The organism is Quadrisphaera sp. RL12-1S (genome assembly GCF_014270065.1).
Lineage (GTDB): Bacteria > Actinomycetota > Actinomycetes > Actinomycetales > Quadrisphaeraceae > Quadrisphaera.
This window is the reverse complement of the sequence record NZ_JACNME010000017.1, coordinates 42,021-68,041: the sequence shown is the minus strand read 5'-3', so window position 1 is coordinate 68,041 and position 26,021 is coordinate 42,021. Positions and strand designations below refer to the sequence as shown.

Below are 26,021 nucleotides of genomic sequence, written 5' to 3'. Positions count from 1 at the left end.
CGCGGCCGGCCGCCGCGAGGGCGCCCGCGGCGGCCGCGACCCACAGCGCGGCCGCCAGCACCGACCGCCGCGTCGGGGAGCCCCCCGGTGCGGTGCCGGAGGACGCCGCGTCGGCGGCGGCCAGGCGGTCCACCAGCAGCCGCAGCACCACCCCGCCCGCGGCGAAGCCCAGCACCGACGGCGCCGCGTCGAACGGGCCGGCGCCGGCGCGCGTCACGGCCGCGCCGACGGCCACCGCGCCGAAGAGCACCACGAGCACCAGCCCCGCGCCGCGGCGCCAGCGCTCGGCGACGCCCGCCAGCGCGGCCAGCAGCGCGATGACCAGCGCCATCGAGCCCAGCAGCACCAGCTTGTCGTTCGTGCCGAACAGCCGGACGGCCAGGTCCTTGAGCCACAGCGGCACGCGGTCGATGAACGCCGAGCCGATGGCGAGCACCGGCGCGGACTGCGGCCGCACCAGCGCGGACACCAGCTGGGCCGCCCCGAGGGCGAGGCCCGCGGAGACGACCCCGACCAGCGCCGCGAGGCCCGCCGACGCGCTCGGGCGCCGGCCGGGGAGACGACGTCGCCGCTGGTCAGGGCGCGCCGGCGTGGCAGCGGGTGAGGAGGTGGTGGCCATGTCAGGAGTTCGTCCCCCGGGTGGACTCGGATGGGTCAGCAGGGGTGGCGGTCACTCGGTCGGCCCGCGCACCCTGACCAGCATGCGCGCCATCTGGAAGGGAGCGGTGTCGTTCGGGCTCGTCAACGTGCCCGTCCGCGTGTACGCCGCCACGGGCACCAAGGACGTGTCCTTCCACCAGGTGCACGCCGCCGACGGCGGGCGCATCCGGTACCAGCGCACCTGCAGCGTCGACGGGGAGCCGGTCGCCTACGGCGACATCGCCAAGGGCTACGAGACCGACGACGGCGACCTCGTGGTCCTGTCCGACGCCGACCTCGCCTCGCTGCCCCTGTCCACGGGGCGCGAGATCGAGGTGGTCGAGTTCGTGCCTGAGGCGCAGGTCGACCCGCTCCTGTACGACAAGGCCTACTACCTCGAGCCGGACCGCACCGCCGCCAAGCCCTACGCCCTGCTGCGGGAGGCGCTGGTGCGCACCGAGCGGGTGGCCGTGGTCAAGGTGGCGCTGCGCCAGCGCGAGACCCTCGCGGTGCTGCGCGTGCGCGGTGACGTCATCTGCCTGCAGACCGTGCTGTGGCCCGACGAGGTCCGCGAGCCCGAGTTCGAGGTGCTGGGCGCGGACGTGGCCCTCAAGCCGGCCGAGCTGACCATGGCGGCCTCCCTCGTGGAGTCCCTCGCCGCCGACTTCGACCCCACCCAGTACGCCGACGGGTACCGCGAGGCCGTCCGCGCGCTGGTGGAGGAGAAGATCGCCTCCGGTGACGTGCGCCGGGCCCCCGCGGTGGCCGACGCACCCGAGGGCGACGGCGACGGCGAGGTGGTCGACCTGCTGGCCGCCCTGCGCCGCAGCGTGGAGCGCGCCAAGGCCCGCCGCGGCGAGGCCCCCGCGCAGGAGGGCACCCAGGACGCCCAGGAGCCCGAGCCGGTCCCGACGCGCTCGACCACCCGCAAGCGCGGCGCCCCCACGAAGAAGAAGACCACGAAGTCCGCCTGACCTCCGTGGTCTGACCCCTCGTGATCATGGGCGGTGGCCACGGACGCGCTCGTCACCGCCTGCGGGGGCGGGGTGGCGCCGGACCCCGCGGCCGCGCAGGGTGAGGTGGTGGAGTCACCGTGAGCCGCATCGCCTCCGTCGCGCCCGTGCTGCCCGAGCGCAGCTACCCGCAGGAGCGGATCACCGAGGCGCTCGTGGACCTCGTCTGCCCGCCCGGCTCGCCCGCGGCGGCCAAGGCCCCGCTCCTGCGCCGCCTGCACCGGTCCGGCGGGGTGCAGCGCCGCCACCTCGTCCTGCCGCCCGAGGAGTACGCCCACCTCGACGGCTTCACGGGCGCCAACGACACGTGGCTGCGCGAGGGCGCCGCGCTCGGCCTGCGCGCGGCGCGCACCGCCCTGGACCGGGCCGGCCTGGCCGCCGACGACGTCGACGTGGTCCTCTTCACCACCGTCACCGGGGTGGCGGCGCCCTCGCTGGACGCCCGCATCGCCGCGCCGCTGGGGCTGCGGCCCGACGTCAAGCGGCTGCCGCTGTTCGGCCTGGGCTGCGTGGCCGGCGCCTCCGGGCTGGCCCGCCTGCACGACCACCTCGCCGGCCACCCCGACGACGTCGCCCTGCTGCTGTCCGTGGAGCTGTGCTCCCTGACGGTCCAGCGCGACGACCCCTCCACCGCCAACCTCGTGGCCTCGGGCCTGTTCGGGGACGGCGCGGCCGCCGCCGTGCTCGTGGGGGAGCGGCGAGCCGCCGCGATGGGCCTCGGCGCGAGCTCCCCGCGGGTGGTGGCGACCCGCAGCCACCTCTACCCGGGCACCACCGACGTGCTGGGCTGGGACGTGGGGGGGACGGGCTTCCGGATCGTGCTGTCGGCGTCCCTGGCCGACGTCGTCGAGGCCCACCTCGCCGAGGACGTCAAGGCGCTCCTGGCCCCGCTCGGCCTCGACCGCGCCGACGTCACCCGCTGGGTGGCCCACCCCGGCGGTCCCCGCGTGCTCGAGGCCGCCGCCCGCGCGCTCGCCCTGGACCCGGGGGCGCTGGCGCCCTCGTGGACCTCGCTGGCGCAGGTGGGCAACCTCAGCTCCGCGTCCGTGCTGCACGTGCTCGCCGACGTCCTCGCGGACGGCGGGGTGGAGCAGGACGACGACGGCGGGGCGCCGCAGCGCTGCGTGCTCTTCGCCCTCGGGCCGGGCTTCAGCGCCGAGCTGGTGCTGCTGGAGCTGGCGCCGTGAGCAGCGTCGGCTGGTACGCCCTGCTGCTGCTCGCCGTGGGGCTGTGGCGGCTGGTGGAGCTGGTCATCAGCGCGCGCAACCGCGCCTGGGCGCTGCAGCGCGGCGGCGTGGAGACCGGCCAGGGGCACTTCCCCGCCATGGCGGCCCTCCACACGGCCCTGCTGCTGGGGTGCCTGGTAGAGGTGCTGGTGGCCGACCGGCCGTTCGTGCCGGCGCTCGGCTGGGCGCTGGTCGCGGTGCTCGTGGTGACGCAGGCGCTGCGGATGTGGTGCATGCACGCCCTCGGGCGGCAGTGGAACACCCGCGTGGTGGTGGTGCCCGGCATGCCGCGGGTCACCTCCGGGCCGTACCGGCTGCGGTGGCTGCCGCACCCCAACTACCTCGTGGTGGTGGTGGAGGGCGTCGCGCTGCCGCTGGTGCACACGGCGTGGGTGACCGCGGTGGTCTTCACGGTGCTCAACGCGGTGCTGCTGCTGCGGTTCCGCATCCCCGCCGAGGAGGCGGCGCTGGCCCGGCTGCAGGACGCGCGGGCCTGACCGTGGACTTCGCCGCCTGGCCGACGGGCGGGCCCGGCCGCACGGCGGACCTGGCCGTGGTGGGCGCAGGCCCCGTGGGGCTCGCGACGGCCCTGCGCGCGGCGGCCGCCGGGCTGGACGTGGTGGTGGTGGAGCCCCGGGCGCTGCCGGGGGCGGACCCCAGCGGTGGCGCGGTGGCCGTCCTGGATCCCGTGGACAAGGCCTGCGGCGAGGGCCTGCTGCCGGGAGCCCTCGCGGAGCTGCTCGACCTGGGCGTCGACCCGCCGGGGGCGCCGCTGACCGGCGTGACCTACGTCCGCGACACCGGCCGGCCAGACCGGCCGCTGGTGGTCGGGCACGACTTCCGCGCCGGTCCGGGCCGCGGCGTGCGCCGCACGGTCCTGCACGCCGCCCTCGCGCAGCGCGCCGCCGGCTCCGGTGCGGCGCTGCTGCCCGGGAGGGTGGTCGACCTGGTCCAGGACGGCGCCCGGGTGCGCCTCGACGTCGTCGTCCCCAGCGGTGGGGGAGCGGTGCGGTCGCTGCTCGCCCGGTGGGTGGTGGGTGCGGACGGGCTGCACTCGCTGGTGCGACGGGCTGCGGGCCTGGAGGTGGCCGGCGCGCGACCCGCGGCGGTGCGCTTCGGCGTGCGGCGCCACGCCGCGGTGGTCCCGTGGAGCCACCACGTGGAGGTGCACTGGGGGCGGGACGTGGAGGGGTACGTCACGCCCGTCGGTCCGCGGGAGGTGGGCGTGGCCGTGCTCGGCCGGCGCGGCACCGCCTTCTCCGAGGCGCTCGAGCGGCTGCCGCTGCTGGCCGAGCGGCTGCGAGGGGCCCGGTGGACGACGACGGCGCGAGGGGCGGGCCCGCTGCGCCAGCGCGTGCGGTCGGTGGCCGCGGGACGGGTGCTGCTGGTCGGGGACGCCGCGGGCTACGTCGACGCGCTCACCGGCGAGGGGCTGCGCGTGGGGCTGGCGGCGGCCCGCGAGGCCGTGACCGCCCTCACCGGCGAGCGCGGCCGGTGGGTGGCCCCGGCGTACGCCGGGGCCTGGGCCCGTCAGACGCGGGCGCACCGCGTGCTGACGGCCGGTCTGCTCGCGGCCTCGGGCCCGCGACCGGTGCGGGCGGGGCTGGTGCCGGCCGCCGCGGCGGCACCCCCGGTCTTCGCCGCGGTGGTCGAGCGGCTCGCCCGCTGACCTCGAGGGGCGGTGGAAGTGTTGTCGCAGAACTCACGCCGAAGACGGGTGGGGTGTGGGGGGCTCGTGTGACGCGAGGGGCTGCAGGGGTTTTGATAACGGTTGGGTTGCGATCGGTCACGAAACGGACACGGCGCGCATGACGGACATCCGATCGGGGCATAGCCACAGCCATGATGTGGATGGCCCTGGCCCTTCCCCCGCTGCTCCTGCCGGCGCTCCTCGGCTTCTCGCGCCTGGAGTCCAAGATGATGAGCGGCTCGCCGCGCGCCGAGCGGAGCGCAGCGGCCGCCGCACGCGTCGACTGAGGGCCACCGCGCAGCGGTGCCCCAGGCGGGACTCGAACCCGCGACCTACCGCTTAGGAGGCGGTTGCTCTTCCGCTGAGCTACCAGGGCGCAGGCCCCAGGGTAGCCGGGCGGGGCCGCCGGACCGCACTCGCTGACGCCCACTGACGCGCCTGGCGCGGCGCACCGGTCGTGCCGTGCTGGCCACCGGCTGGGCGCACTAGCCTTTCCGGGTGACTCAAGGGCTGATGGGCGTGGCGGGTGGGGCTGCTGGTGCCGGGGCGGCTGGGGGTCAGGACCGGCCGCTGTCGGTGACCCCCGGTGAGCCGCGTGGCGCGGCCGCCCCGGGCGAGCCTCCCGCGCCCGGCCCCGACAGCGCTGCTGGTGAGCCCGGCTCCGCGCCCTCGGGAGGGGGCCCGAGCGGTGCCTCCACGACCGGCCGGCGCTCCGCGGCCCAGCCCCCGCGCGGCCGCGGCCTCGACGCGGCCCTGGCCGGCTGGCGCACCGAGCTGGCCTCCCTGGGGGGTCCCGAGCCGCTCATGACCGCCGAGGACCTGCGCGACGGCTCCCTCGAGCTCGCCTCCGCGCACCCCTCCGGCGTCGCCCTGCTCCTGGCCGGCCGGCCCACGCGCCTGTCCCACCTCTTCCGGGAGACCGGTGCGCTCGAGGAGGCGCGCCGGCGCGCTCGCGCCATCCGCGGCGAGGCCGCCGCCCTGGCCGACGAGCACGGCCTGCAGGCCTGCGTGCTCGCGGTGGGACTGGCCTCCTGGCACGACGAGGCCAGCGGCACCACCGTGAGCACCCCGCTGCTGCTGCGGCCCGCGGAGCTGCACGCCCGCGGCTCCGGCCCCGTCGACTACGAGATCGGCCTGGGCGGACCGGTGCGCACCAACCCGGCGCTCGTGCGCGAGCTGCAGCGGCGCGGCGTCCCGGTGGACCCGGCCGGGCTGGCGGCGCTGTCGGTGCACGCCCACGGCTTCGACCCGGCACCGGCGCTGGAGCGCCTGCGCTCCCTCACCCGGGTCTCCGCCCCCGACATCCAGGTCAAGCCCGGTCTGCTCGTCACCGTCCTCGTGGACGTCGCCCGGTCCCTGGTGGCCGAGCTGGACCGCGCCGCGGACGACCTCGCCGGCTCCGACGTGGCCCAGGCGCTGGCCGGGGACCCGCGCTCCCGCGCCCGCCTGCAGAGCCCCACCACCGCCGTCGAGCTGCCCGAGGGCGCGCGCGGCGTCGACCCCGACGACGTCCAGGTGCTGCCGCTGGACGCCTCCCAGCGCCGCGTCCTGGACACCGTCCTCGCCGGCCGCTCCGTGCGCGTGGAGGCGGGCCCGGGCACCGGCGCCACGCAGGTGGCCGCCACCACCGTCGCGGCGCTGGCCGCCACCGGCCGCAGCGTGCTGCTGGTGGCCGGGCAGCAGCAGGAGGCCGAGGACGTCGCCCGCCGCCTGGCGGCGCGCGGCCTCGGGGACCTCCTCGTGGACGCGACGGGGTCGGTCGACCCCAACAGCACCGGACCGCTCCCGGTGATCCCCGTCGAGGCGGCGGCCCCCTCCGGGACCTCCGGCCCCGGGGGCGCGGGGGGCGACGGCGACGTCGTCGCGGCGCTGGGCCGCCACCGCGCCGCCCTGCACACCCGCCGCGGACCGTGGGGGGTGTCGGCCCTGGAGGCCATGGCGGCCCTCACCGTGCTCCCGCCCGGGCCCGACCCGGTGCGCCTGGCCCCGGCCGCGCTGCGCGCCATGGACGCCGCCGAGCGCGAGAAGGCCGCCGCGGAGCTGCGCGAGGCGGTGGACCTGGGGGCGCTGTCGGCCCGGGTGGGCGACACCGCCTGGTCCGGGGCCGCGCTGGCCAACCGCGCCGAGGCCGCCGAGGCGCTCGACGAGGCGCGCGCCCTGCGCGACGACCTCCTGCCCGCCCTGCGCCGCCAGGCGACCGTGCTCGCCGGGGGCAGCGGCCTGCGCGTCCCAGGCTGCGTGGCCGACGCGCAGGCCCAGCTGGACCTGCTGGCGCGCGTGCGCGACTGCCTGGACTCCTTCCTCCCGGCCGTCTTCGACAGGCCGCTCACGCCGCTGGTCGACGCCACCGCCCCGCCCGCCCAGCGGGCCACCGGCCCCCGGTACGGCGTCTTCGAGCGCCGCCGCCTCGAGCGCGCCGCGCGGGAGCTGGTGCGCCCCGGGGTGCTCCTGGACGACCTGCACGGCGCCCTCCTCGACGCCGAGCGCGCCCGCCTCGACTGGGAGGCCTGGCGCGCTGAGGACTCCGCCGGCGCGCCGCCGCGCGTGCCTCAGGGGGTCCCGGCCGCCGAGGTGGTGCTGGACCAGGTGGTCGCCCAGGTCAGCGCCCTGTCCGCGGTGCTCGCACCCACCACCGGCGGCGGGGCCCTCGCCGACGAGCCCTGGCACGCGCTCACCGAGCGGCTCGGCGCCCTCGTCGCCGACTCCGGCACCCTCGCCGACCTGCCGCAGCGCGCCCAGCTGCTCGCCGTGCTGGAGCGCCGCGGCCTGGTGCCGCTGCTGGAGGAGGCCCGCCGGCGCGGGCTCGACCCGGACCAGGCCGTGGTGGAGCTGCGCCGCTCGTGGTGGCGCTCCGTGCTCGACACCCTCGTGGCGGCCGACCCCGCGCTCGGCGGCCTCGACGCCGTCGGCCACGCCGAGGCCAGCGCCGCCCTCGCCGCGCGCGAGAAGCACCGCCGCGCCGCCGCCGTGCACCGCGTCCGCGGCGCCACGGCCCTGTCGGCCAGCGCGCCGTGCCGGGTGAGCGGACCGCTGGCGCTCTCGGTGGAGCTCGCCTCCCAGCGCCGCTACGACGTGGTGCTGGTGCTCGCCGCCCACCGCGTGGGCGTGCCGGAGGCGGTGCTCGCCGCCTCCGCCGGGCGCCAGCTGGTGGTGGTCGGCGACCCGGGCGGTCCCACGCCCGTGCGGGTGGCGCCGCGCCGCGCTGACGAGGCCCCGCTGCCGCGCGGCTCGCGCCGCAGCGTCTTCGACGCCCTCGAGCAGGTGCTCCCCACCCTGCGCCTCGACTGGCAGCACCGGATGCCGCTGCAGCTCGCGGCGCTCGCGCGGGCCGTCCCCGGCACCACGACCGGCGAGCACGCCGTGCCGTGCCCTCCGGGGCGCCCGCCGGTGCGGCTGCGCCGCGTCAGCGACGTCACGGGCCGCCCGGACGCCGACGGCGTGGTCAACAGCCCGGACGGCGAGGTGGCCGCCGTGGTGGACCTCGTGCTCAGCCACGTGCGCGAGCACCCGAACGAGTCGCTCGCCGTGGTGGCCCTGACCCGCTCCCACGCGCGCCGCATCGCCGACGCCGTCCGCGCCGCGCTGCCCGCCCGGCCCGAGCTCGCCGCGTTCCTGCGGCGGCGGCGCCGCGAGAGCTTCGTGGTGACCGACGTCGAGCGCTGCGCCGACACCGTGCGCGACGCCGTCGTGTTCTCGGTGGGCCTGGGCGTCACGCCGCTGGGCCGCTTCGTGCACCGCTTCGGGCCCCTCGACGACGCCGACGGGCACCGCTGGCTGGCGTCGGTGCTCACCCGCGCCCGCAAGCGCCTCACCGTGGTCAGCTGCGTGGCGGGGGAGGTGCTGGAGGCCTCCCAGTGCACCTCCACCGGCGCCTCCGCCCTGCGCCAGCTGCTGCTGTCGCTGGAGGAGCCCGCCGCCGCGGACCCGCTCGAGCCCCTGCGCGCCCTCGCCGCGGGGCACGGGGCCCCGGCCGGGGCCGCTCCGGACCCGCTGCTGTCCCGCCTGTCGGACCGCCTCGGCGGCCGCGGGGCGCGGGCGCTGGTCACCGGCTCGGTGCCCGACCTCGTGGTGCTGCCCGCGGGCGCGGACGGCCCCGCGGTGGCGGTGCTCACCGACATCCCCGCCGGCACCGACGACGACCCCGTGGGCGACCTGGTGCAGCGGGAGCTGGTGGTGCCCGAGCAGCTCGGCCACCTCGGCTGGGCCGTGGTGAGGGTCAGCGCCCGCGAGCTCTTCGACGACCCGACGGCACCGGTGGCCGCCGTGGTGCGGGAGCTGTCCAGCGGTGCCTGAGACCACCACGACCACCACCACCACCACCGGCGGCGGGCGCCGTCCGGGGCGGGCCCGTCGCCGCGTGGTCGCGCCGCCCACCGGAGCTCCCGGCGAGGAGGTGGAGGCCCCGGTCCTGGCACCCGCCGACCACGCCGACCACGCGGGTCACGCGGGTCACGCGGGTCACGCGGGTCACGCGGGCTCCGAGGACGACCGCCGCTGGGCCGCCGAGGCCCAGCGGCTGCTCGCCGACCGCCCTCCCCACTGGGGCTGAGCCACGCGCGGGCGCGCTCAGGCGGCCCGGGCGAGCACCACCCCGCCGTTGGCCGTGGCGGCGGCCACGCGGGCCGCGTCGTCGTCGTCCAGCGCCACCACCACCACGGTGCTGCTGCTGCCCGCGGCGAGCAGGCCCCGGGTGAGGGGGTCGCTGCTCACGACGAGCACGGTCGCGCTGCGCACGAGCACCCCGCTCGGGGGCTGCTGCCCGCCCGTCACGTCGCCGTCCCCGGAGGGGACCGGCGGGCCCTCGGGCGCCGCCGCCAGCACCGCGACCTGCGCCCCCGGCACCACGAGCCCCTCCGGCAGGGGTGAGCTGACGCCCACGGGCACGGCCACCTGGCCGGGCTCGAGCGAGGCGAGCACGTCGCCGCCGCGCAGCCGCACGTCGGTGATGACCTCGCCGGTGCGGACCGGGGCGGCCAGCCGGGCGTCCGCCGCGCTCCCGGAGGCGGCGACGTCCTCCGGGGAGAGCGCCCCCGAGGGCACCGCCGCGGGGGGCACCACCGCCGCGCGCGAACCCGGCCCCACCGCCGCCCCGGCCGGCAGGTCCTGCGCCGCCACCAGCACCGGCACCCCGCCGCCGGCCTCTTCGGACTGCACGAGCGCCGTCGCCACCAGGCCCGTGGCGGCGGCCAGCAGCAGCGCCGCCAGCGGCCGGCGGGCCCGTCGCAGCGCGCGCCGCAGCCGGCGGCGCGCGGCGCCCGGCCCGCCGGCCGCTCGGGGGGAGGAGGGCGCGCCAGGAGGCGCGGTGCGCAGCCGCGACGGCGGCGGCCAGGTGGTGGTCATCGCCGCAGCGTCGCGGCGGGAGCGCGGTCGGCGCAGGGACGGGCCCACCGCCTGTGGACAGCGGTGCCGCGAGACCGGCCTGTGGGCGGACGACAGCACGACGCCCCGCCCGGTGGTGCACCGGGCGGGGCGTCAGCGGCGTCTCAGGACGACGACGAGGAGGACGAGGAGCTGCTGCTCGACGCGGTGGAGCTGCTGGCCGGGCTGGAGCTGCTGCTGGCGGGGGTCGAGCTGCTGCTGGAGGAGCTGTCGCCGGAGCTGGTCGAGCTCGAGCTGCCCGAGCTGCTCGACCCGCTCGAGGAGGAGCCGGCCGAGCCCGACGAGCCGCCCTTGCCCTCCGAGCGGGAGTCGGTGCGGTAGAAGCCGCTGCCCTTGAACACCACGCCCACGGCGTCGAAGCGCTTGCGCAGGCGGCCGGAGCACTCCGGGCACTCGGTGAGCGCTGCGTCGGAGAACGACTGCCGCACCTCGAGGCTGTGGTCGCAGGCGGTGCAGGTGTAGGCGTACGTGGGCACGCTGGGGCTCCTCGGTTCACGACGACGACGAGCGGCCGCCGCACCGAGCCCCGCGAGGCGCTGGCACTCCGACCGTCCGAGTGCCAATGCTAGCGCTGGTCGCTCTGTTCCCGCGGTGCACGGACCCGCCCGGCCCACAGACCCGCCCCCAGGAGCGCGAGGACCAGCGCGGCGTGGGGGAGCACGGCGGTGCGGAGGGGCACCACCCCCAGCAGCAGGCCCACCCCCAGCACCGGCACCGCCAGACCCGTGTACGCGGCCAGGAACACCGCCCTGGCCGCGGCCGCCCGGCGCGCCGGGGCAACCCGCGCGGCCGTGCCGACCGCGGAGGCGAACAGCACGCCGCTGCCGGCCCCCGCCAGCGGAGCGGCGACCAGCAGCAGCCACGGCGCACCCACGGCCAGCGCCACGGCGGAGGCGACGGTCCCCACGGCGACGGCCACAGCTCCCAGCAGCCGCCCGCCGCGACGCCCGGTGGGCACCACCTGCGGAGCGACCGCCCCGGCCAGGAACACCGACCCGATGGCGGCACCCGCGGCCAGCGGGCCCGCCGGGCCACCCGCGCCGCGCAGGGCCTCGGGGGTGAGGCCGCCGTAGAAGCCGGTCACGGCGAAGGACGTGAGGGCCAGGACCAGAGGCGCCGCGCCCAGCCGCGCGCCGCCGGCACCTGGTCCGCCGGGCGGCGTCGGCGGCGCTCCTCCCGCGGCCGGAGCCGTCTCCGGCAGGCGCCTCAGCGCCCGCCACGCCGCCGCGAGCGCCACCGCGAGCACCCCGTAGACGAGGTGGAGCGGTGCCGGTGCCAGCTCGGCCAGCGCACCGGCGAGGAGCGGTCCGAGGCCGAGCCCGGCCATGCTCATGGCGCCTGCGGCCGCGGACCAGCGCCGCCGCGCCACCTCGGGGGCCCGGGCGGCCAGCTCGCGCACCGCGACCGACGCCGTGGACGCCAGCACGCCGACGCCCAGGCCGCAGAGCACCCGTCCGGCCACCAGGCCGGCGGTGCCCGGGACCGCGGCGAGCACCGCGGCGGCCACCACCTCCAGGAGGGCCGCGGCCCGCAGCACCCTGCGCCGGCCCCACCGGTCGCTGGACCTGCCCGCCCCGGCCAGGCCCACCACCACACCGACGGCGAAGACGGCGAAGACGGCGGTCGTGGCCGTGGGCGTCAGACCGTCGCGCGCGGCGTAGAGGGGGAACAGCGGGGTGGGGGCGGTGGACAGGGCGGTGGAGGCGACGACCACGCCGACGACGGTCAGCGGCGCGCGCCACGAGGGACCCCCCGGCACCGGGGGTGCGGGGGAGTCCCTCGTGGTCCGAGCAGCCGCGGGGCTGCCGGTGATCACCGCACGGCCGCCACCGGGGCGACCCGCTGCTCGGGTGGGGCCAGCGCTGACCAGGCCCTCACGAGGTCGGAGGAGGACGTGACCAGTCCGAGGTGGAGCGAGACCACCGCCAGCGCCGAGGCCTCCAGCGCCGCGTCGGTGCCGCGGACCAGGTCCTCAAGCACGACGACGCGGTAGCTGAGGTTGCTGGCGTCGAAGGCCGTGTTGAGGACGCAGCAGTCGGCCATGATCCCGTCCAGCACCACGGTCCTGACGCCCATCTGCCGCAGCAGGAAGTCGAGGTCGGTGGGGTAGAAGGCGGACAGGCGCTTCTTGCCGGTCACCACCTCGTCACCGGGGAGGACCTCGGTGGTGAACCTCGTCCAGCGGCTCCCCGCCAGCGCGTGCTGGTCGGCGCCCGGGATGGGACCCACCCACTGGGGGAAGGTGGTGCGCCAGGCGCTGGGGACGCCGCGCACGTCGTCCACGCCGGAGGCGCGGACCTCGGAGCGGACGTGGATCACGGGCACGCCGGCCGCGCGCGCCGCGCGGTGGAACGCGTCGACCGGTGCCACCACCTCCCGCCCTCGGGGGGCCGGGCAGGGGCATCCGGGGTCCTCGGAGAGGTGGCCGTCGTGCATGTCGATCGACACGACGGCGGCGGCGGCGGGCTGGAGCCACTCGGCGAAGTCACCGGTCGGGTCCAGCGGCCGCTGGTCGCCGTGGACGCGGTGCGTGAGCTGCAGGTCCTCCACGGGTCAGGCCCTGGTCAGCTCGTCAGCGGCGCGCGGGGCCTGGCTGGGCAGCACGACCGCCTCCGGGCCCGCCGCCGTGTCCACCTCGGGCACCTCGGGCGTGCGCCTCGCGAGCAGCGGGCGCAGGCCCAGGTTCAGCAGGGCGTGGAGCACGAGCAGCAGGACGACGCCGACCATCATGGGGCTGGTGACGAGCCCGGCCAGCGCGGGCGGGGCGGCCTTCGCGACGTCGGCCGGGAGGAACTGCACGCCGAGCGCGACGAGGATGGACGGGCCGGCGACGGCGAGGTTGATGTCGTCCCACTCGACGTCGGCCAGCATCTGGATGCCCCCCACGGCGATGGTCCCGAAGAGGATGGTGGACGCGGCCGCCAGCACCGGGCCCGGCAGGCCGGCGACGAAGAGGCTGACGGCCGGGACGAAGGCGAGGACGACGGCGAAGGCCCCGGCCGCCATCGTGACGCGCCGGCTGCCGACGCCGGTCACGCGGACGATGCCGGCGTTCTCCGGGTAGGAGGTGGTGCCGATGCCGCCGAAGAGACCACCGACGACGCATCCGGCGAACTCGGTGAAGAGCCCGCGGTTGACGCGCTGGAAGGAGACCTGCTGCCCGGTCCAGCCGCCGATGAGGGAGTACATGCCCATCGACTCGGTACCGGCCTGCAGGAAGGCCAGCAGCATGAGGACCACCGCGGGCCACGCCACCCCGAAGCCGAAGGGGGGCGGGTGCGGCGCGCCCAGCACCGCGGCCGGCGCGGCGGGGGCCCAGGTGCCCAGGGCGGCGGCCACCGCGGTGCCCGCGGCGATGCCCCAGACCACCGCCCCCCGCTTGACGAGGCCCTCACGGCCCAGGACGAGGCAGGCGAGCACCACCACGGCGGTGACGGCGGCCACGGCGAAGCTGCGGACGCCGAAGGCGGGCGTGCCGGGCACGCCGAACCAGTTGGGCAGCCCGATGGCGGCGAGCTGGGCGCCGATGATCACGAACAGGGAGCCGAACACCACCGGGTGCGTGGCCACGCGCGACACGTGGCCGAAGACCCCGAGCCTGCCGAGCGGGACGGTCAGGGCCATGAAGACGAGGCCTGCGACCACCATGGACCCGAAGGCCGTGCCGAGGCCGTAGGTGGCGCCCGAGGTCATGAGCGCCACGAAGAACGCCGCCGTCGGGCCCTGCACGACGGGCAGCCGGAGCAGGCGGCTCGACTGCAGCAGGGTGACGACGCCCGTCAGCAGGAAGCACGCCTGGACGATCTGGGCCACCTGCGCGGTCTGCAGGTGCAGGGCGGCGCCCAGGAGCACCGGGAAGATGAAGATGCCGGTGAGGGCCAGGAGGTGCTGGACGCCGAAGAGCGCCGTCCTGCCGGCGGGGAGCCGGTCCTCGGGGCCGATGGAGAGCACGGGGGCGGGGGCGGGCATGGGGCCACCTCGGGTCGTCGGAGTGCGGGAGCGAGTCGTTCGACTTCGCTGACAGTGCAATTCCTACAACCCGGTTGTTGCTCCGGTGTTGCCCGCGACCCCTGCGCCGGTTACGGCGGCGTTACCGGCTCCTCCCCTCGGCCCGCGTGGGGCGGGCCGGGGCGGGCCGGGGCGGGTCAGAGGCGGCGGACGTTGACCCACACGGCGCGCGCCGGGGTGCCACCGGTGTTGCGGATGAGGTGCGCCTGCTTGGCCTCGTAGTGGACGGCGTCCCCCTCCTCCACGAGGTGGACCTCGTCGCCGAGCTCGACCTCCAGCGACCCCTCCAGCAGCACCCCGTACTCCTGGCCCGGGTGCTGGGAGGGGCGCGCGGCGTGGCTGGTGCCGGGCGGGTACTCGTCCACGTAGACCTCGACGTCGTTGTCGGGCTGGAAGACGGCGAGCCGGCGCACCAGCCCGCCCGGTGTGGTGTCCACGATCTGGTCGGCCGCCCGCAGGACGGGCGACCCCTCGCCGGGAGCGGCCGCGAACAGCGACGCCACGCTCACGCCCAGGCCCTGCGCGAGGCGCGCCAGCGTCCCCAGGGAGGGCGCGGTGCGCCCCCTCTCCACGGTCGAGACCATCGAGGCGCTCAGCCCGGTCGCGTCGGCCAGCTCGGACAGCGTCAGGCCCCGCTGCGAGCGCAGGGCCCGGACCCGGGCGCCCACGCCGGCGACGAGCCCGTCCAGGTCCGCGGCGCCGCCGGCGGGGGACCTGTCGCCGTCGTCGTCAGCGCTGGGAGTCACGCTGCGGCACTGTACGGTCGCGGCCGGGCGCCGGTCGCAGCTCCGGCACCCGGGTGGCCCCCGGCGTCGTCCAGCCCGCCAGCCTGCCGCGCTCGGACAGCGCGAACAGCCGCTCCTCGGTGAGCTCGCGCACCCCGGAGACGGCGACCACCAGCAGGTCGTCGCCGCGCTGCAGGGTGGTGGTGCGGGTGGGGACGCGGGCCCGGCCGTCGCGCACGAGCAGGGAGACCTCGGCGCCCTCGGGCAGGCGCAGCTCGAAGACCTCCAGGCCGTGCAGGTGCGAGCCCGGGCCCACCTTGACCTGCAGCACGTCGGCGCCGATCTCCTCCAGCGGGCTCGACTCCACCTCGAGGTCCCGCACGGCCGGCTCGCTGATGCCCAGGCGCCGCGCCACCCACGGCAGGGTCGGCGCCTGCACCAGGGTGAAGGCCACCACCAGCACGAACACCATCTCCACCACGCCCTCGGTGCCGGGCACGCCGGCCGCGGCGGGCACCGTGGCCAGCACGATGGGCACCGCGCCGCGCAGGCCGCCCCAGCTGAGCAGCACCTGGTCGCGGACGGGCACCTTGAACCACGACACCGAGACCAGCACCGACAGCGGCCGCGCCACCAGCAGCAGGGCGAACCCCACCACGAGCGCGGGCACCACCTGCCCGGGGATGTCGGAGGGCGAGACCAGCAGCCCCAGCAGCACGAACAGCCCGATCTGCGCCAGCCAGCCCACGCCCTCGGCGAAGCCGCGGGTGGCGGGGCGGTGCGGCAGCTCGGCGTTGCCCAGCACCAGGCCCGCGAGGTAGACGGCGATGAAGCCGGAGGTGTGCACCTCGGCGCTCAGCCCGTAGGCGAGCGCGCAGACCGCCAGCACGGTGATCGGGTACAGGCCCGAGGCGGGCAGCGCCACGCGCCGCAGGCCCAGCGCGCCCAGCCAGCCCAGCGCCAGCCCGATCGCGGCGCCGCCCACCAGCTCGGCCCCCGCCTCGAACACCAGGAAGCCCCAGCCGTGGGAGGACTCCCCGCCCAGCACGGAGGTCAGGGAGACCACGGCGATGACGACGGGCGCGTCGTTGAACCCCGACTCCGCCTCGAGCAGGCCCCCCAGGCGGTGCGGCAGCGGAGCGCGCCGGAGCACCGAGAACACCGCTGCCGCGTCGGTGGAGGAGACGACGGCGCCGAGCAGCATCCCGGTGGCCCAGTCGACGCCGAGCGCCCAGTGCGCCACGGCGCCCACCACCACCACCGAGACCGCGGTGCCGAGCGTCGCCAGCAGCGCCGCCGGGGCGATCGCCTGCCGGATCGAGGCCCACCGCGTGGTCAGGCCGCCCTCGGCGAGGATCATGACCAGCGCGCCGTACCCCAGCACCTGCGTGAGGTCGTAGTCGTCGAACTGGATGCCCAGCCCGTCCTCGCCGAGCGCCACGCCGAGGGCGAGGTACAGCAGCAGCGACGGGGTGCCGGTGCCGACCGAGAGGCGCACCGCGAAGACCGCCACCACCAGCACCAGCGCGCCGACGAGCACCGCGACGTTGAGGTCGTCGACCGTCATGCGGGGCCTCCCGTCGAGGTTCCGGCGGCGGCCGGGCGGCGCGCGAGGTGGGGGTGGGGCGCACGGTACCGGCGCGGCGCCCTCCCGACGCGTGGATCAGCCCACATCCGCCGCGCGAGGTCAGCGCAGGGCGGTCCAGCCGGCGGGGGTCAGGGCGGCGTCGACGCGGACGTCGTGGGGCTCGCGGGGCAGCTCACCCGCGGCCAGCACCTCCGGCTCGCGGACCACCGCGGCCAGCAGCGGCCTGCCGGGGGAGCCCTCGGGCGGCAGCAGCGCCAGCGTCCGGTCGTAGTGGCCGCCGCCCTGGCCCAGGCGCGACCCGCTGCCGTCCACGGCCAGCGCGGGCAGCAGCACCGCCGCCGCCCCCGCCAGCCCCTCCGGACGGGCGGGCGCGCCCGGGGCGTCGACCACCCACGCCAGCGGGGCCGCGCCCACCACCACCGGGAGGACGACGACGGCGCCCCGCGCGGCCAGCGCCGCCCGCAGCGCGCGCGTGCCCGGCTCGGTGGGGCGGGAGTCGTACAGGGCCACCACGGCGCCCGGCGCGAGCGCCGCCAGCGGGGAGCCGTCGGCGAGCGCCGCGCGCGCAAGGGCCGCGTCGAGCGCGGCGCGCTCGTCGTCGTCGAGGGCTCGGCGGGCGGCGCGCACGCCGGCGCGCAGCGCCGCCTTGCCGGGCGCCTGGTCGTCCGCCGTCCGGGGGGCCGTCTCCACCGGGCGGCCCTGCTGCTGGTCGTCCACGGGCGCTGATCCTGCCTCCCGTCGTCGCGCCCCGATAACCTCCCAGCATGAGTCCCGCTGGCACGCGCCCGATCCGCAAGGCGGTCATCCCCGCCGCCGGCCTCGGCACGCGGTTCCTGCCCTTCACCAAGTCGACGCCCAAGGAGATGCTCCCGGTCGTCGACAAGCCGGCCATCCAGTACGTCGTGGAGGAGGCCGTCTCCGCCGGCCTGACCGACGTGCTGCTCGTGGTGGGCCGCACGAAGCGCCCGCTGGAGGACCACTTCGACGTCGTCCCCGAGCTCGAGCAGAACCTCGCGGCCAAGGGCGACGACAAGAAGCTCGCGCTGGTCCACGAGACCACCGAGCTCGCCGACGTGCACTACGTCCGCCAGCACCAGGCCAAGGGCCTGGGCCACGCGGTGCTCACCGCCAAGGCGCACGTGGGCGACGAGCCCTTCGCGGTGCTCCTCGGCGACGACCTCATCGACGAGCGCGACCCGCTGCTCGCCCGGCTGGTCGAGGTGCAGCAGCAGCACGGCGGCTCCGTGGTGGCGCTGCTGGAGGTGCCGCGCGCGAACGTCGGCATGTACGGCTGCGCCGAGCTCCTCGACGACCCGTCCACGCAGGGCGAGGACGACGTGGTGACCCTCAAGGGCATGGTCGAGAAGCCGGACCCGGCCGACGCGCCCAGCAACCTCGCGGTGATCGGCCGGTACGTGCTGCACCCCGCCGCCTTCGAGGTGCTCGAGAGGACCGCTCCCGGCAAGGGCGGGGAGATCCAGCTGACCGACGCCCTCGAGACCCTCGCCGGGATGCCGGCGGAGGCCGGTGGCGGGCTGCGCGGCGTGGTCTTCCGCGGCCGCCGCTACGACACCGGCGACAAGCTCGACTACCTCAAGGCCGTGGTGCGCCTGGCCTCGGGCCGCGAGGACCTCGGCGGGGAGTTCAACTCCTGGCTGTCGGAGTGGGTCGCGTCGGGCTTCGACACCGAGCAGCCCACCCACAGCACTGACGACGCAGGGGCCTGAGCAGCCGTGCGCTCGGTCGAGGAGCACCTGGCCGCCTGCCTGGCTGCTGTCTCCCCCCTCGCCCCCGTCGAGCTGCCGCTCCTGGACGCCGTCGACTGCGTGCTCGCCGAGGACGTCGTCGCGACCTCCTCGCTGCCCGCCTTCGACGGCTCCGCCATGGACGGGTACGCCGTCCGGCACGCCGACGTCGCCACGGCGCGCGCTGACGCACCCGTCTCCCTGCCCGTGGTGGCCGACCTGCCGGCAGGGGTGCGCGAGGTCGCGCCCCTGGCGGCCGGCGCCGCCGCGCGCATCATGACCGGCGCCCCGGTGCCCCCCGGGGCCACCGCCGTGGTGCCCGTCGAGGACACCGACGGCGGCGTGGCCACGGTGCTCGTGCGCCGCGCGGTGCCCGAGGGCCTGCACGTGCGCCGCGCCGGGGAGGACGTCCGGCCCGGCACCACCCTGGTGGCGGCGGGCACGCGGCTGTCGGTGCGCCACGTCGCGCTGCTCGCGGCCGTCGGGCGCGAGCGCGCCCGCGTGCTGCCCGCGCCGCGGGTGTCGGTGCTGAGCACCGGCAGCGAGCTGGTGGACCCGGGCCGTCCCGCGGGGTTCGGGCAGGTGGTGGACGCCAACTCCACCGCGCTGACCGCGGCCGCCCTGGACGTCGGCGCGCGCGCCACCCGCGTGGGCATCGTCGACGACGACCCCCAGCGCCTCCTGTCCGTGCTGGAGGGCCAGCTCGAGGGCTCCGACGTCATCGTCACCTCCGGCGGCGTCAGCGCCGGCGCCTACGACGTGGTCAAGGAGGTGCTGAGCCGCCTCGGCACCGTGGAGTTCACCAGGGTGGCCATGCAGCCCGGCATGCCGCAGGGCCTGGGCGTGCTGACCCGCGGCGGGCGCAGCGTGCCGATCTTCACCCTGCCCGGCAACCCCGTCAGCGCCTACGTCTCCTTCGAGGTGTTCGTGCGGCCGGCGCTGCGCCGGATGCTCGGCGAGGCGGAGCTGCACCGGCCGGCCGTCGTGGCCACCGCCACGCAGGGCTGGTCGAGCCCGCCCGGCAAGCGCCAGTTCACCCGCGCCGTCGTCACCACCGACGACGACGGCCGCCCCCGGGTCCGCCCCGCCAGCGGCCCCGGCTCCCACCTCGTCTTCGGGCTGGCCGGGGCCAACGCCCTGGCCGTCACCGGCGAGGACACCACGTCCGTGGAGCCCGGGGACGTCGTGCGGTGCATGCTCCTCGAGCGCGGGAGACGATGAGGCGGTGGTGACCCCATGAGCGGAACGGCGGGCTTCCCGCACCTGGACGCCCGCGGCAACGCGCGCATGGTCGACGTCAGCGCCAAGGACGTCACCGTGCGCGAGGCGCGCGCCGAGGGGTTCGTCGTCTGCTCGCCCGAGGTGGTGGCGGCGCTCCTGGACGGCACCGTGCCGAAGGGCGACGCGCTCGCCGTGGCCCGCATCGCGGGCGTCCAGGCGGCCAAGCGCACCCCTGAGCTGGTGCCGCTGGCACACCCGGTGGCGGTGCACGCCGTCGACGTCGTCGCGGAGGTCAGCACCGCCCCGCAGCGGCCGGGCGTCGCGCTCACGGCCACCGTGCGCACGGCAGACCGCACCGGCGTGGAGATGGAGGCGCTGACCGCCGTGGCCGTGGCCGGGCTGGCGCTGGTGGACATGGTCAAGGGCCTCGACAAGCGGGCCGAGATCACCGGTGTGCGGGTGGTCGCCAAGAGCGGGGGACGCTCCGGTGACTGGCACCGCTGACCCCTCGCCCCGGGCGCTGGTCGTCACCGTCAGCAACCGCGCGGCGGCGGGCGTCTACGAGGACACCGCCGGGCCCGTGCTCGTCGAGGGCCTGCGCGCCGCCGGCCTCGCGGTGGACGGCCCGCAGGTGGTGCGCGACGGCGACCCCGTGGGCGAAGCCCTGCGCGCGGCGGTGGCCGCCGGCTTCGACGTCGTCGTCACCACCGGCGGGACGGGCCTGAACCCCCACGACCAGACCCCGGAGCAGACCGCGCCCCTCCTCGACCGGCCGGTGCCCGGCATCGCCGAGGCACTGCGCGCCGCCGGCCTGGCCCAGGGCGTGCCGACGGCGGTGCTCTCCCGGGGGCTGGCCGGGATGGCCGGGAGCACCCTGGTGGTCAACGTGGCCGGCTCGCCCGGGGCCTGCCGCGACGCCGTGGAGGTGCTCGCGGCGGTGCTTCCCCACGCCGTCGACCAGCGCCGCGGCGGCGACCACCCCCGGTCATGAGCCGCTGGTGAGCGGGGCGTGAGCACCACGGGCTGGCCCGCCGTCCTGCACGACGGCGAGGTGGTGCTGCGCCCGCTGCGCGTGCGCGACAGCTCCGCGTGGCGCGAGGTCCGCGCCGCCAACGGCGCCTGGCTGCGGCCCTGGGAGGCCACCAACCCCGACGGCGCCGCGCCCGTGCGCACCTTCGCGGGCCTGGTCTGGGAGCTGTCCCGCCAGGGCAGGTCGGGGACGGCGATGCCGTTCGCCCTCGAGGTGGACGGCGCCTTCGCCGGGCAGGTCACCGTCGGCGGCATCACGTGGGGCGCCATGCGCTCCGCGCACGTCGGCTACTGGATCGACGGCCGCCAGGCCGGGCGCGGGATCGTGCCCCGGGCGGTCGCGCTGGTGGTGGACCACTGCCTGCGGGTGGGGCTGCACCGCGTCGAGGTGAACATCCGCCCGGAGAACGCCGCGAGCCTGCGGGTGGTGGAGAAGCTCGGGTTCCGCGACGAGGGGCTGCGCGCGGGGTTCCTCCACATCGACGGCGCCTGGCGGGACCACCGCACGTTCGCCCTGACCCGCGAGGACCTCCCCGAGGGCCTCGTGGCGCGCTACCGCGCCACCCACCCCTGACCCCCGCGGGCGGGCCCTCACCCCGCCTCCCCGGTGCTCCCGCGACTGCTGGGGAGCCTGGCGTCCGCTTCCGGCCCCGGACCCGGACCCGGACCCGGACCTGCCCACCGGACGCGAGCCTGCCCGCCTGCTACCCCATGATCACGGTGAGGGGAGGGCGTCGAGGGCGGCGCGGACGGCGGCCACCAGGGCCGGGTCGGTCTCGGAGTGCGCTCCGTCGTCGGCGGCGCCGACCGCCACCCGCGGCCCGGCGGCGCGCACCGGGCGGCGGGCCGACAGGTGCACCGCGTGCACCCCGGCCGCCACCAGCGCCGCCACCTGCTCGGGCCGCACGCCAGCACCCGCCATGACCTGCACACCGGCCGCCCGTCCCGCCTCGGCCACCGCCGCCAGCTCGGCGAGCCCGTTGACCGCGCGCGGCGCGCCGCCCGAGGTCAGCACCCGGTCCACGCCGCACCGGGCCAGCACCGCCACCGCGGCCGAGGGCTGCGCCAGCTGGTCGACGGCGCGGTGCAGCACCACGTCGACGTCGGCGCGCACCGCACGGGCCCGCGACACCGCCTCGGCGAGGAAGGCCTCGTCGAGCACCAGGGCACCCCCGCGCACCCGCAGCGCGCCCACCACCACCCCGGCTGCCCCCGCGGCGACCGCCGCCTCCACGTCGCGCAGGGACGTCGCCAGCTCGTCGTCGTCGTAGGTGAAGCCGCCCGGGCGCGGGCGGACCAGCACGTGCACGGGCAGCGCCCGCTCCACCCCCAGGCACGCGGCCAGCGCCCCCGGCGACGGCGTCAGCCCGCCCAGCTCCAGCGCCGAGCACAGCTCCACCCGGTCCGCGCCGCCGTCGCGGGCCGCGCGGGCACCGGCCGGGGAGTCGACGGTGACCTCCAGCGCCACCGTCACAGCGCCGTCAGCGCCTGCCGCAGCGCCAGCTGCCCCACGCCCAGCACCCCGGCGTCCGCACCCGCCACGCTCTGCGCGATCCGCAGGTCGCGGGTGGCCAGCGGGTGGCAGTTCTCGTACAGCTGCGAGCGCACCGCCGCCACGAACGGCTCCAGCGTCGAGATGAGGCCGCCGAGCACCACCGCGTCGGGGTTCACGAAGTTCACCACCGCCGACAGCGTCTGCCCCAGCAGCCGCCCCGCGGCGCGCACGCGGGTGGTGGCCACCGCGTCCCCGTCTCCCACCAGCCGGGCGATGTCGCGGGGCTCGCGGGCGTCGATGCCCCGGCTTCGCAGGTCGGCGAGGATGTACGAGCCCCCCACCACGGTGTCGAGGCAGCCCCGGTTCCCGCAGTTGCAGGGCGCGTCGCCGGTCGACCCCACGACGACGTGCGCCAGGTCCCCGGCCAGCGCCGTCGCCCCGCGGTAGAGCCGACCGTCGAGCACCAGGCCGCAGCCCACGGAGGAGCCGGCCTTGACGAACAGCAGGTTGGCCGGCGCGCCCGCGGGCGGGGCCGCCTCGTCAGCGTCGTCGTCGGGGGCGGCCTCGGCGGCCCCGAGGGCGGTGCACTCGCCCAGCGCCATGGCGTTGGCGTCGTTCTCCACCACCGCCGGCAGCCCGAGCTCGGCCGACAGGTGGGCCCCCACGCCGAAGCGGTGCCAGCCCGGCATGGCCGCGGGGGAGTCGACGGCGCCGCTGCGGCTGGACACCGGGCCGGGCAGCGCCACGCCCACCGCCCGCACCGCCTCCGCGGGGATGGCCCCGCGCAGGTCCGTCCACGCGGCCACGAGGTCCGCCAGCACCGGCTCGGGACCCGCCGCCACGTCGAGGGCCAGGTCGGAGGAGCTCACGAGCGAGCCCGACATGTCCAGCAGCGCGATCCGCGCGTGGTGGCGGCCCAGCTCCGCGGCGAGGATGCAGCCGCCGTCCGGGGTCAGCCGCAGCACCCGCGCGGGCCGGCCGCCGGTGGCGGACGCCGCGCCCGCCTCCACCAGCACCCCGGCGGCGATGAGCTCGCCGACCTTGACGGTCACGGTGGACGGCGCCAGCCCGAGCCGGCGCGCCAGCGCCGCTCTGTCGGTGGCGGCGCCACCGGCCACGGCGCGCAGGATGGCCGAGGAGGTCCCCCCGGCGAGCTCCGCGTCGCGCACGGGCCGCGCCGGCCGTGCTGCTGGCCGTGCTGCCGGCCGAGCCGCCGGCCGAGCCGTGGTGCCCGGAGGCGTCAGGACGGCGGGAGGCCCCGGCCTGCGCGTCCCGTCGGGGCGGTCGGTGCTCACCGCACCGATCATGCCGCTCACGAGGACGGACCCTGCTGCAGCGGGAGCACCAGCTGCTCCAGCAGCTCGTCGGCGCGCAGCGCCGAGGCGATCACGCCGGCGCCGTCCCCGAAGCGCGCGGGCACCAGGCGCGGGCGCCGGTGGAACGTCAGCAGCTGCTCCAGCCGCTCGTGCAGCGGGTCGAACAGCTCCGCCCCGGCGCGCGACAGGCCGCCGGCGATGACCACCACCTCCGGGGCCAGCACGGTGGCCAGCTGCGCGACGGCCAGGGCGAGGGCGTCGAGGCCGTCACCGACCACGCGCGCGGCGTCGTCGTCGCCGGCCCTCGCGGCGTCGAACACCTCCCGGGCGCCGTGCGCGGGCCTGCCGGTGACCCGCGCGTACGACCGCGCGATGCCCCCGGCCGAGGCCCACTGCTCCAGGCAGGACGGCCCGCCGCAGGCGCACACCACGGGCGCGCGCCGCCCGGGCACGAGCACCGGCATGTGGCCGAGCTCGCAGCCGAAGCCGTCGCCGTCGTGCAGGCGGCCGTCCACGAAGACGGCTCCGCCGATGCCCGTGCCGATGCTGATGACCACGGCGGTGCGCGCCCCGCGGGCAGCGCCCATGCGGAACTCCGCGGTGCCCGCGCCGCGCGCGTCGTTGCCCAGGCTGACCGGGAGCCCGGTGCGGGCGGCCAGCTGGTCGCGCAGCGGCACGTCGCGCAGCCCGAGGTTCTCGGCCAGCAGCACCGTGCCGCGCGCGTCGTCCACCAGGCCCGGCACGTGCACGCCCACCGCGGCGGGCACGGCGTCGGGGTGGCCCTCGGCGTGGGCGGCGGCGAGGTCGGCCACGGCGAGGGCCAGCTGGTCGAGCAGCCCGGTCGCCGAGCGCAGCACGGTGGGCTCGGAGCGGACCTCCAGCACCTCGCCGCGGCCGTCCACCAGCGCGGTCTTGGTGAGGGTCCCGCCCACGTCCACCGCCACCACGGGGCGGCCGGCGCGCAGGTCCAGGCGGGGGAAGAGACCCGGGGCTGGCCCGGCCGCGGTGGCGGGCGGTGCGGGGGTGCTCACTTGACGGCGCCCGCCGTGAGGCCGGCGGCCATGCGCTTCTGCACGGTCATGAACAGCACCACCACGGGCACCGCCATGAGCGTGGACCCCGCCATGATCGCGCCCCAGTCGGTGACCTGGTTCTGCCCGCTGAAGCTGGTCAGCCACAGCGGCAGCGTGCGGGCGCCGTCGCTGGTGAGCGCCACCAGCGCGAGGGTGTACTCGTTCCAGGAGGCCAGGAAGGCGAAGATCGAGGACGCGACGAGGCCCGAGCCCAGCAGCGGGAACGTGATGCGCACGAACGCGCCCATCCGGGAGCAGCCGTCGAGCATGGCGGCCTCCTCCAGCTCCACCGGGACGCCGTCCACGAAGCCCTTGAGCATCCAGATGGTGAAGGGGATGTTGGCGCCCAGGTACAGCAGGCTCATGCCGGCCACGGAGTTCAGCAGACCCCAGCCGTCGAGCATCCGGTACTGGGAGATGAACAGCGCCTCCGCGGGGATCATCTGGATGACGAGCACCGCGACGACGAGCTGCGTGCGGCCGCGGAAGCGGAAGCGGGACAGCGCGAGCGCCGCGAGGAAGCCGAACACCATCGCCCCGAGGACGACGACGAGCGCGATGGCCAGGCTCATCCGCATCGCCGACCAGAACGCGGGGGAGGAGAGCACCTGCGCGAAGTGGGAGGCCGTGCCCCCCACGGGGAAGAGCACCGGCGTGCGCTGCTGGATCTGGCTGTTGGTGAGGAACGCCGTGTTGAGCATCCAGTACACGGGGAACAGCCACGCCAGCCCGAAGACCACGGCGACGGCGTTGGCGAGCACGCCCAGCACGCGGCGCCGCGGGCTGCGCCGGGCCCTGGCCACCGCCGCCAGCGGCGTGGTGGCCTGCAGGCCGGGAGCGGCACCGCCCGCGGACGGCGAGGTGGGCGGGTTCGACACGACGGTCATGCCGGCTCCTTCAGCAGCAGGGCGATGTACCGGGCGCTGATCGCGAGGGTCAGCAGCAGGAGGATGAGGGCGGCGGCGGAGGCGGCGCCGTAGTTCCCGCCGGCCAGGCCCACCTGGTAGACGTACGTGCCCAGCACGTTGGTCTGCTCGGTGATGCCCCCGTTGGACTGCAGGACGTGGAACTGCGTGAACACCCGCAGGTCCCAGATGATCTCCAGCAGCGACACCAGCGCGAGCACCGGTGCAATGGACGGGGCGATGACGTGCCGGAACGCCTGCGCCGGGCCGGCCCCGTCCAGGGCCGCCGCCTCCAGCACGGAGGTGTCGATCTGGGTGACGGCGGCGTAGACCATGAACACCACCAGCGGCACGCTCATCCACGTGACGAGCAGGCCCGCCACGAAGAAGAACGCCACCGGCGTGGAGAACCAGTTGTAGCCCGCCATGGAGCCGAAGCCGGCCTGGACCAGCGCCCAGTCGACCACCCCCGAGCGGGAGTCGAACATCCACTGGAAGACCTGCAGCGAGCTCAGCACGGGCATCGCCCACGCCAGCAGCATCACCACCTGCACGCTGACCGCCACCGGCCGCGAGCAGGCCGTCAGCAGCAGCGCGCCCGCCGTCCCGACCACCATGGTGAGCAGCGCCACCACGAAGCAGAAGCCCACCGAGCGCCCGAGCACCGCCCAGAACGACGGGTCGGACAGCACCGTGGTGAAGTTGTCCAGCCCGACGAACGCCGGCGGCTGCCCGAACTGCTGGGCCAGGCCGAACTGCTGGAACGACATCACCACCTGGCGGACCAGGGGGTACCCGAGGGCGAGGGCCACCACGGCCACCGCCGGCACCAGCAGCAGCGCCGCCATGCGGCGCTCGGAGCGCCGGCTCAGGGGTTCGCTGACGCGCTGAGGGCGGCGTGCGCGCGGCGCTCGCTGCTGCACTGCGGTGGTCACGTGGCGGCTCCTCGCCTCGGGTCCGGTCGGGAGG

Annotated in this window: 25 protein-coding genes, 1 tRNA gene and 2 pseudogenes; 13 read left to right on the top strand and 15 right to left on the bottom strand. The window is 77.3% G+C overall.

The features are described 5' to 3' along the window. Positions 1-619: pseudogene (locus tag H7K62_RS20335) on the bottom strand (hypothetical protein); the annotation flags it as partial. A gap of 82 nt (positions 620-701) precedes the next feature. Between H7K62_RS20335 and ku the strand changes: the two are divergent. The 5 genes from ku to H7K62_RS23105 all read left to right on the top strand — a co-directional run bounded on the left by ku (position 702) and on the right by H7K62_RS23105 (position 4,855). Continuing rightward, complete coding sequence (gene ku, locus H7K62_RS20330) at positions 702-1,613, top strand: non-homologous end joining protein Ku (protein ID WP_186722125.1); 912 nt, start codon at positions 702-704, stop codon at positions 1,611-1,613. A gap of 119 nt (positions 1,614-1,732) precedes the next feature. Continuing rightward, positions 1,733-2,839: a type III polyketide synthase gene (locus H7K62_RS20325; protein ID WP_186722116.1), complete on the top strand. Its 1,107-nt coding sequence runs from the start codon at positions 1,733-1,735 to the stop codon at positions 2,837-2,839. After that, positions 2,836-3,375 carry an isoprenylcysteine carboxyl methyltransferase family protein gene (locus H7K62_RS20320; RefSeq protein WP_186722115.1) on the top strand — a complete coding sequence of 180 codons (540 nt, stop codon included), beginning with the start codon at positions 2,836-2,838 and terminating at the stop codon, positions 3,373-3,375. Before H7K62_RS20325 ends, H7K62_RS20320 begins: the two co-directional genes overlap by 4 nt. 2 nt (positions 3,376-3,377) lie before the next feature. Then, complete coding sequence (locus H7K62_RS20315; protein WP_186722113.1) at positions 3,378-4,547, top strand: NAD(P)/FAD-dependent oxidoreductase; 1,170 nt, start codon at positions 3,378-3,380, stop codon at positions 4,545-4,547. Between the two features lie 173 nt (positions 4,548-4,720). Then, positions 4,721-4,855, top strand: a complete 135-nt coding sequence (locus H7K62_RS23105; protein ID WP_255480862.1) for a hypothetical protein — start codon at positions 4,721-4,723, stop codon at positions 4,853-4,855. Between the two features lie 17 nt (positions 4,856-4,872). On the opposite strand, the gene H7K62_RS20310 is transcribed toward H7K62_RS23105, so the two are convergent. Then, positions 4,873-4,944: transfer RNA gene (locus H7K62_RS20310), tRNA-Arg, on the bottom strand. A gap of 122 nt (positions 4,945-5,066) precedes the next feature. On the opposite strand from H7K62_RS20310, the gene H7K62_RS20305 reads away from it, so the two are divergent. Further along, positions 5,067-8,861, top strand: a complete 3,795-nt coding sequence (locus H7K62_RS20305; protein WP_186722111.1) for a DUF4011 domain-containing protein — start codon at positions 5,067-5,069, stop codon at positions 8,859-8,861. Continuing rightward, entirely contained in the window at positions 8,854-9,117 is a 264-nt protein-coding gene (locus H7K62_RS20300) for a hypothetical protein (protein ID WP_186722109.1), read from the top strand. Before H7K62_RS20305 ends, H7K62_RS20300 begins: the two co-directional genes overlap by 8 nt. Before the next feature lie 17 nt (positions 9,118-9,134). Here H7K62_RS20300 and H7K62_RS20295 read toward each other — a convergent pair whose 3' ends face one another. Beyond that, positions 9,135-9,908: a CpaB family protein gene (locus H7K62_RS20295; RefSeq protein ID WP_186722107.1), complete on the bottom strand. Its 774-nt coding sequence runs from the start codon at positions 9,906-9,908 to the stop codon at positions 9,135-9,137. Between the two features lie 81 nt (positions 9,909-9,989). Here H7K62_RS20295 and H7K62_RS24355 point away from each other — a divergent pair, with 81 nt between their 5' ends. After that, on the top strand, positions 9,990-10,268 hold the full coding sequence (locus H7K62_RS24355; protein WP_370591872.1) for a hypothetical protein: 279 nt from the start codon (positions 9,990-9,992) through the stop codon (positions 10,266-10,268). A 14-nt stretch (positions 10,269-10,282) separates the two neighbouring features. On the opposite strand, the pseudogene H7K62_RS24350 reads toward H7K62_RS24355, so the two are convergent. The 7 genes and pseudogenes from H7K62_RS24350 to H7K62_RS24345 all read right to left on the bottom strand — a co-directional run. Further along, positions 10,283-10,423, bottom strand: a pseudogene (locus tag H7K62_RS24350) (FmdB family zinc ribbon protein); the annotation flags it as partial. An 89-nt stretch (positions 10,424-10,512) separates the two neighbouring features. Continuing rightward, the gene (locus H7K62_RS20285) at positions 10,513-11,661 is read right to left on the bottom strand and encodes an MFS transporter (protein ID WP_186722103.1); all 1,149 of its coding nucleotides are present in this window, start codon (positions 11,659-11,661) and stop codon (positions 10,513-10,515) included. 98 nt (positions 11,662-11,759) lie between these two features. Next, positions 11,760-12,488 carry a cysteine hydrolase family protein gene (locus H7K62_RS20280; RefSeq protein ID WP_186722158.1) on the bottom strand — a complete coding sequence of 243 codons (729 nt, stop codon included), beginning with the start codon at positions 12,486-12,488 and terminating at the stop codon, positions 11,760-11,762. Between the two features lie 12 nt (positions 12,489-12,500). Continuing rightward, a complete protein-coding gene (locus H7K62_RS20275; protein WP_186722101.1) occupies positions 12,501-13,916 on the bottom strand; it encodes a uracil-xanthine permease family protein in 1,416 nt (471 codons plus the stop codon). Between the two features lie 176 nt (positions 13,917-14,092). Then, positions 14,093-14,701 (bottom strand): helix-turn-helix domain-containing protein, encoded by a 609-nt coding sequence (locus tag H7K62_RS20270; protein ID WP_186722099.1) that lies wholly within the window; start codon positions 14,699-14,701, stop codon positions 14,093-14,095. Continuing rightward, complete coding sequence (locus H7K62_RS20265) at positions 14,685-16,247, bottom strand: potassium/proton antiporter (RefSeq protein ID WP_186722097.1); 1,563 nt, start codon at positions 16,245-16,247, stop codon at positions 14,685-14,687. Before H7K62_RS20265 ends, H7K62_RS20270 begins: the two co-directional genes overlap by 17 nt. A gap of 120 nt (positions 16,248-16,367) precedes the next feature. Further along, a complete protein-coding gene (locus tag H7K62_RS24345) occupies positions 16,368-16,985 on the bottom strand; it encodes a 5-formyltetrahydrofolate cyclo-ligase (protein WP_222437954.1) in 618 nt (205 codons plus the stop codon). A gap of 47 nt (positions 16,986-17,032) precedes the next feature. On the opposite strand from H7K62_RS24345, the gene H7K62_RS20255 reads away from it, so the two are divergent. The 5 genes from H7K62_RS20255 to H7K62_RS20235 are packed head-to-tail and all read left to right on the top strand — an operon-like array spanning position 17,033 to position 20,837. Beyond that, a complete protein-coding gene (locus H7K62_RS20255) occupies positions 17,033-17,995 on the top strand; it encodes a UTP--glucose-1-phosphate uridylyltransferase (RefSeq protein WP_186722095.1) in 963 nt (320 codons plus the stop codon). Between the two features lie 6 nt (positions 17,996-18,001). Next, a complete protein-coding gene (gene glp / locus H7K62_RS20250; protein WP_186722093.1) occupies positions 18,002-19,234 on the top strand; it encodes a molybdotransferase-like divisome protein Glp in 1,233 nt (410 codons plus the stop codon). Between the two features lie 15 nt (positions 19,235-19,249). Further along, positions 19,250-19,738, top strand: coding sequence for a cyclic pyranopterin monophosphate synthase MoaC (moaC, locus tag H7K62_RS20245; RefSeq protein ID WP_186722091.1), 489 nt, complete (start codon positions 19,250-19,252; stop codon positions 19,736-19,738). Further along, the gene (locus tag H7K62_RS20240) at positions 19,722-20,225 is read left to right on the top strand and encodes a MogA/MoaB family molybdenum cofactor biosynthesis protein (protein ID WP_186722089.1); all 504 of its coding nucleotides are present in this window, start codon (positions 19,722-19,724) and stop codon (positions 20,223-20,225) included. Before moaC ends, H7K62_RS20240 begins: the two co-directional genes overlap by 17 nt. Positions 20,226-20,243: 18 nt before the next feature. Next, positions 20,244-20,837 (top strand): GNAT family N-acetyltransferase, encoded by a 594-nt coding sequence (locus tag H7K62_RS20235; RefSeq protein ID WP_186722087.1) that lies wholly within the window; start codon positions 20,244-20,246, stop codon positions 20,835-20,837. Between the two features lie 141 nt (positions 20,838-20,978). On the opposite strand, the gene H7K62_RS20230 is transcribed toward H7K62_RS20235, so the two are convergent. From H7K62_RS20230 to H7K62_RS20210, 5 genes are all read right to left on the bottom strand, one after another. Then, positions 20,979-21,737 carry a copper homeostasis protein CutC gene (locus tag H7K62_RS20230; protein WP_186722085.1) on the bottom strand — a complete coding sequence of 253 codons (759 nt, stop codon included), beginning with the start codon at positions 21,735-21,737 and terminating at the stop codon, positions 20,979-20,981. Then, a complete protein-coding gene (locus H7K62_RS20225; protein WP_222437953.1) occupies positions 21,734-22,927 on the bottom strand; it encodes an ROK family transcriptional regulator in 1,194 nt (397 codons plus the stop codon). Before H7K62_RS20225 ends, H7K62_RS20230 begins: the two co-directional genes overlap by 4 nt. Before the next feature lie 143 nt (positions 22,928-23,070). Beyond that, positions 23,071-24,105, bottom strand: coding sequence for an ROK family protein (locus H7K62_RS20220; RefSeq protein ID WP_222437952.1), 1,035 nt, complete (start codon positions 24,103-24,105; stop codon positions 23,071-23,073). After that, complete coding sequence (locus tag H7K62_RS20215) at positions 24,102-25,034, bottom strand: carbohydrate ABC transporter permease (protein WP_186722083.1); 933 nt, start codon at positions 25,032-25,034, stop codon at positions 24,102-24,104. Before H7K62_RS20215 ends, H7K62_RS20220 begins: the two co-directional genes overlap by 4 nt. Further along, entirely contained in the window at positions 25,031-25,987 is a 957-nt protein-coding gene (locus tag H7K62_RS20210) for a carbohydrate ABC transporter permease (protein ID WP_222437951.1), read from the bottom strand. Before H7K62_RS20210 ends, H7K62_RS20215 begins: the two co-directional genes overlap by 4 nt. Positions 25,988-26,021: the final 34 nt, after the last annotated feature.

Bases quoted from the DNA above. Each gene is read 5' to 3' on its own strand.
- ku (WP_186722125.1), top strand. From the start codon at position 702: ATGCGCGCCATCTGGAAGGGAGCGGTGTCGTTCGGGCTCGTCAACGTG.
- H7K62_RS23105 (WP_255480862.1), top strand. From the start codon at position 4,721: ATGATGTGGATGGCCCTGGCCCTTCCCCCGCTGCTCCTGCCGGCGCTC.
- H7K62_RS20295 (WP_186722107.1), bottom strand. From the start codon at position 9,908: ATGACCACCACCTGGCCGCCGCCGTCGCGGCTGCGCACCGCGCCTCCT.
- H7K62_RS20275 (WP_186722101.1), bottom strand. From the start codon at position 13,916: ATGCCCGCCCCCGCCCCCGTGCTCTCCATCGGCCCCGAGGACCGGCTC.
- H7K62_RS20265 (WP_186722097.1), bottom strand. From the start codon at position 16,247: ATGACGGTCGACGACCTCAACGTCGCGGTGCTCGTCGGCGCGCTGGTG.
- H7K62_RS20255 (WP_186722095.1), top strand. From the start codon at position 17,033: ATGAGTCCCGCTGGCACGCGCCCGATCCGCAAGGCGGTCATCCCCGCC.
- moaC (WP_186722091.1), top strand. From the start codon at position 19,250: ATGAGCGGAACGGCGGGCTTCCCGCACCTGGACGCCCGCGGCAACGCG.
- H7K62_RS20215 (WP_186722083.1), bottom strand. From the start codon at position 25,034: ATGACCGTCGTGTCGAACCCGCCCACCTCGCCGTCCGCGGGCGGTGCC.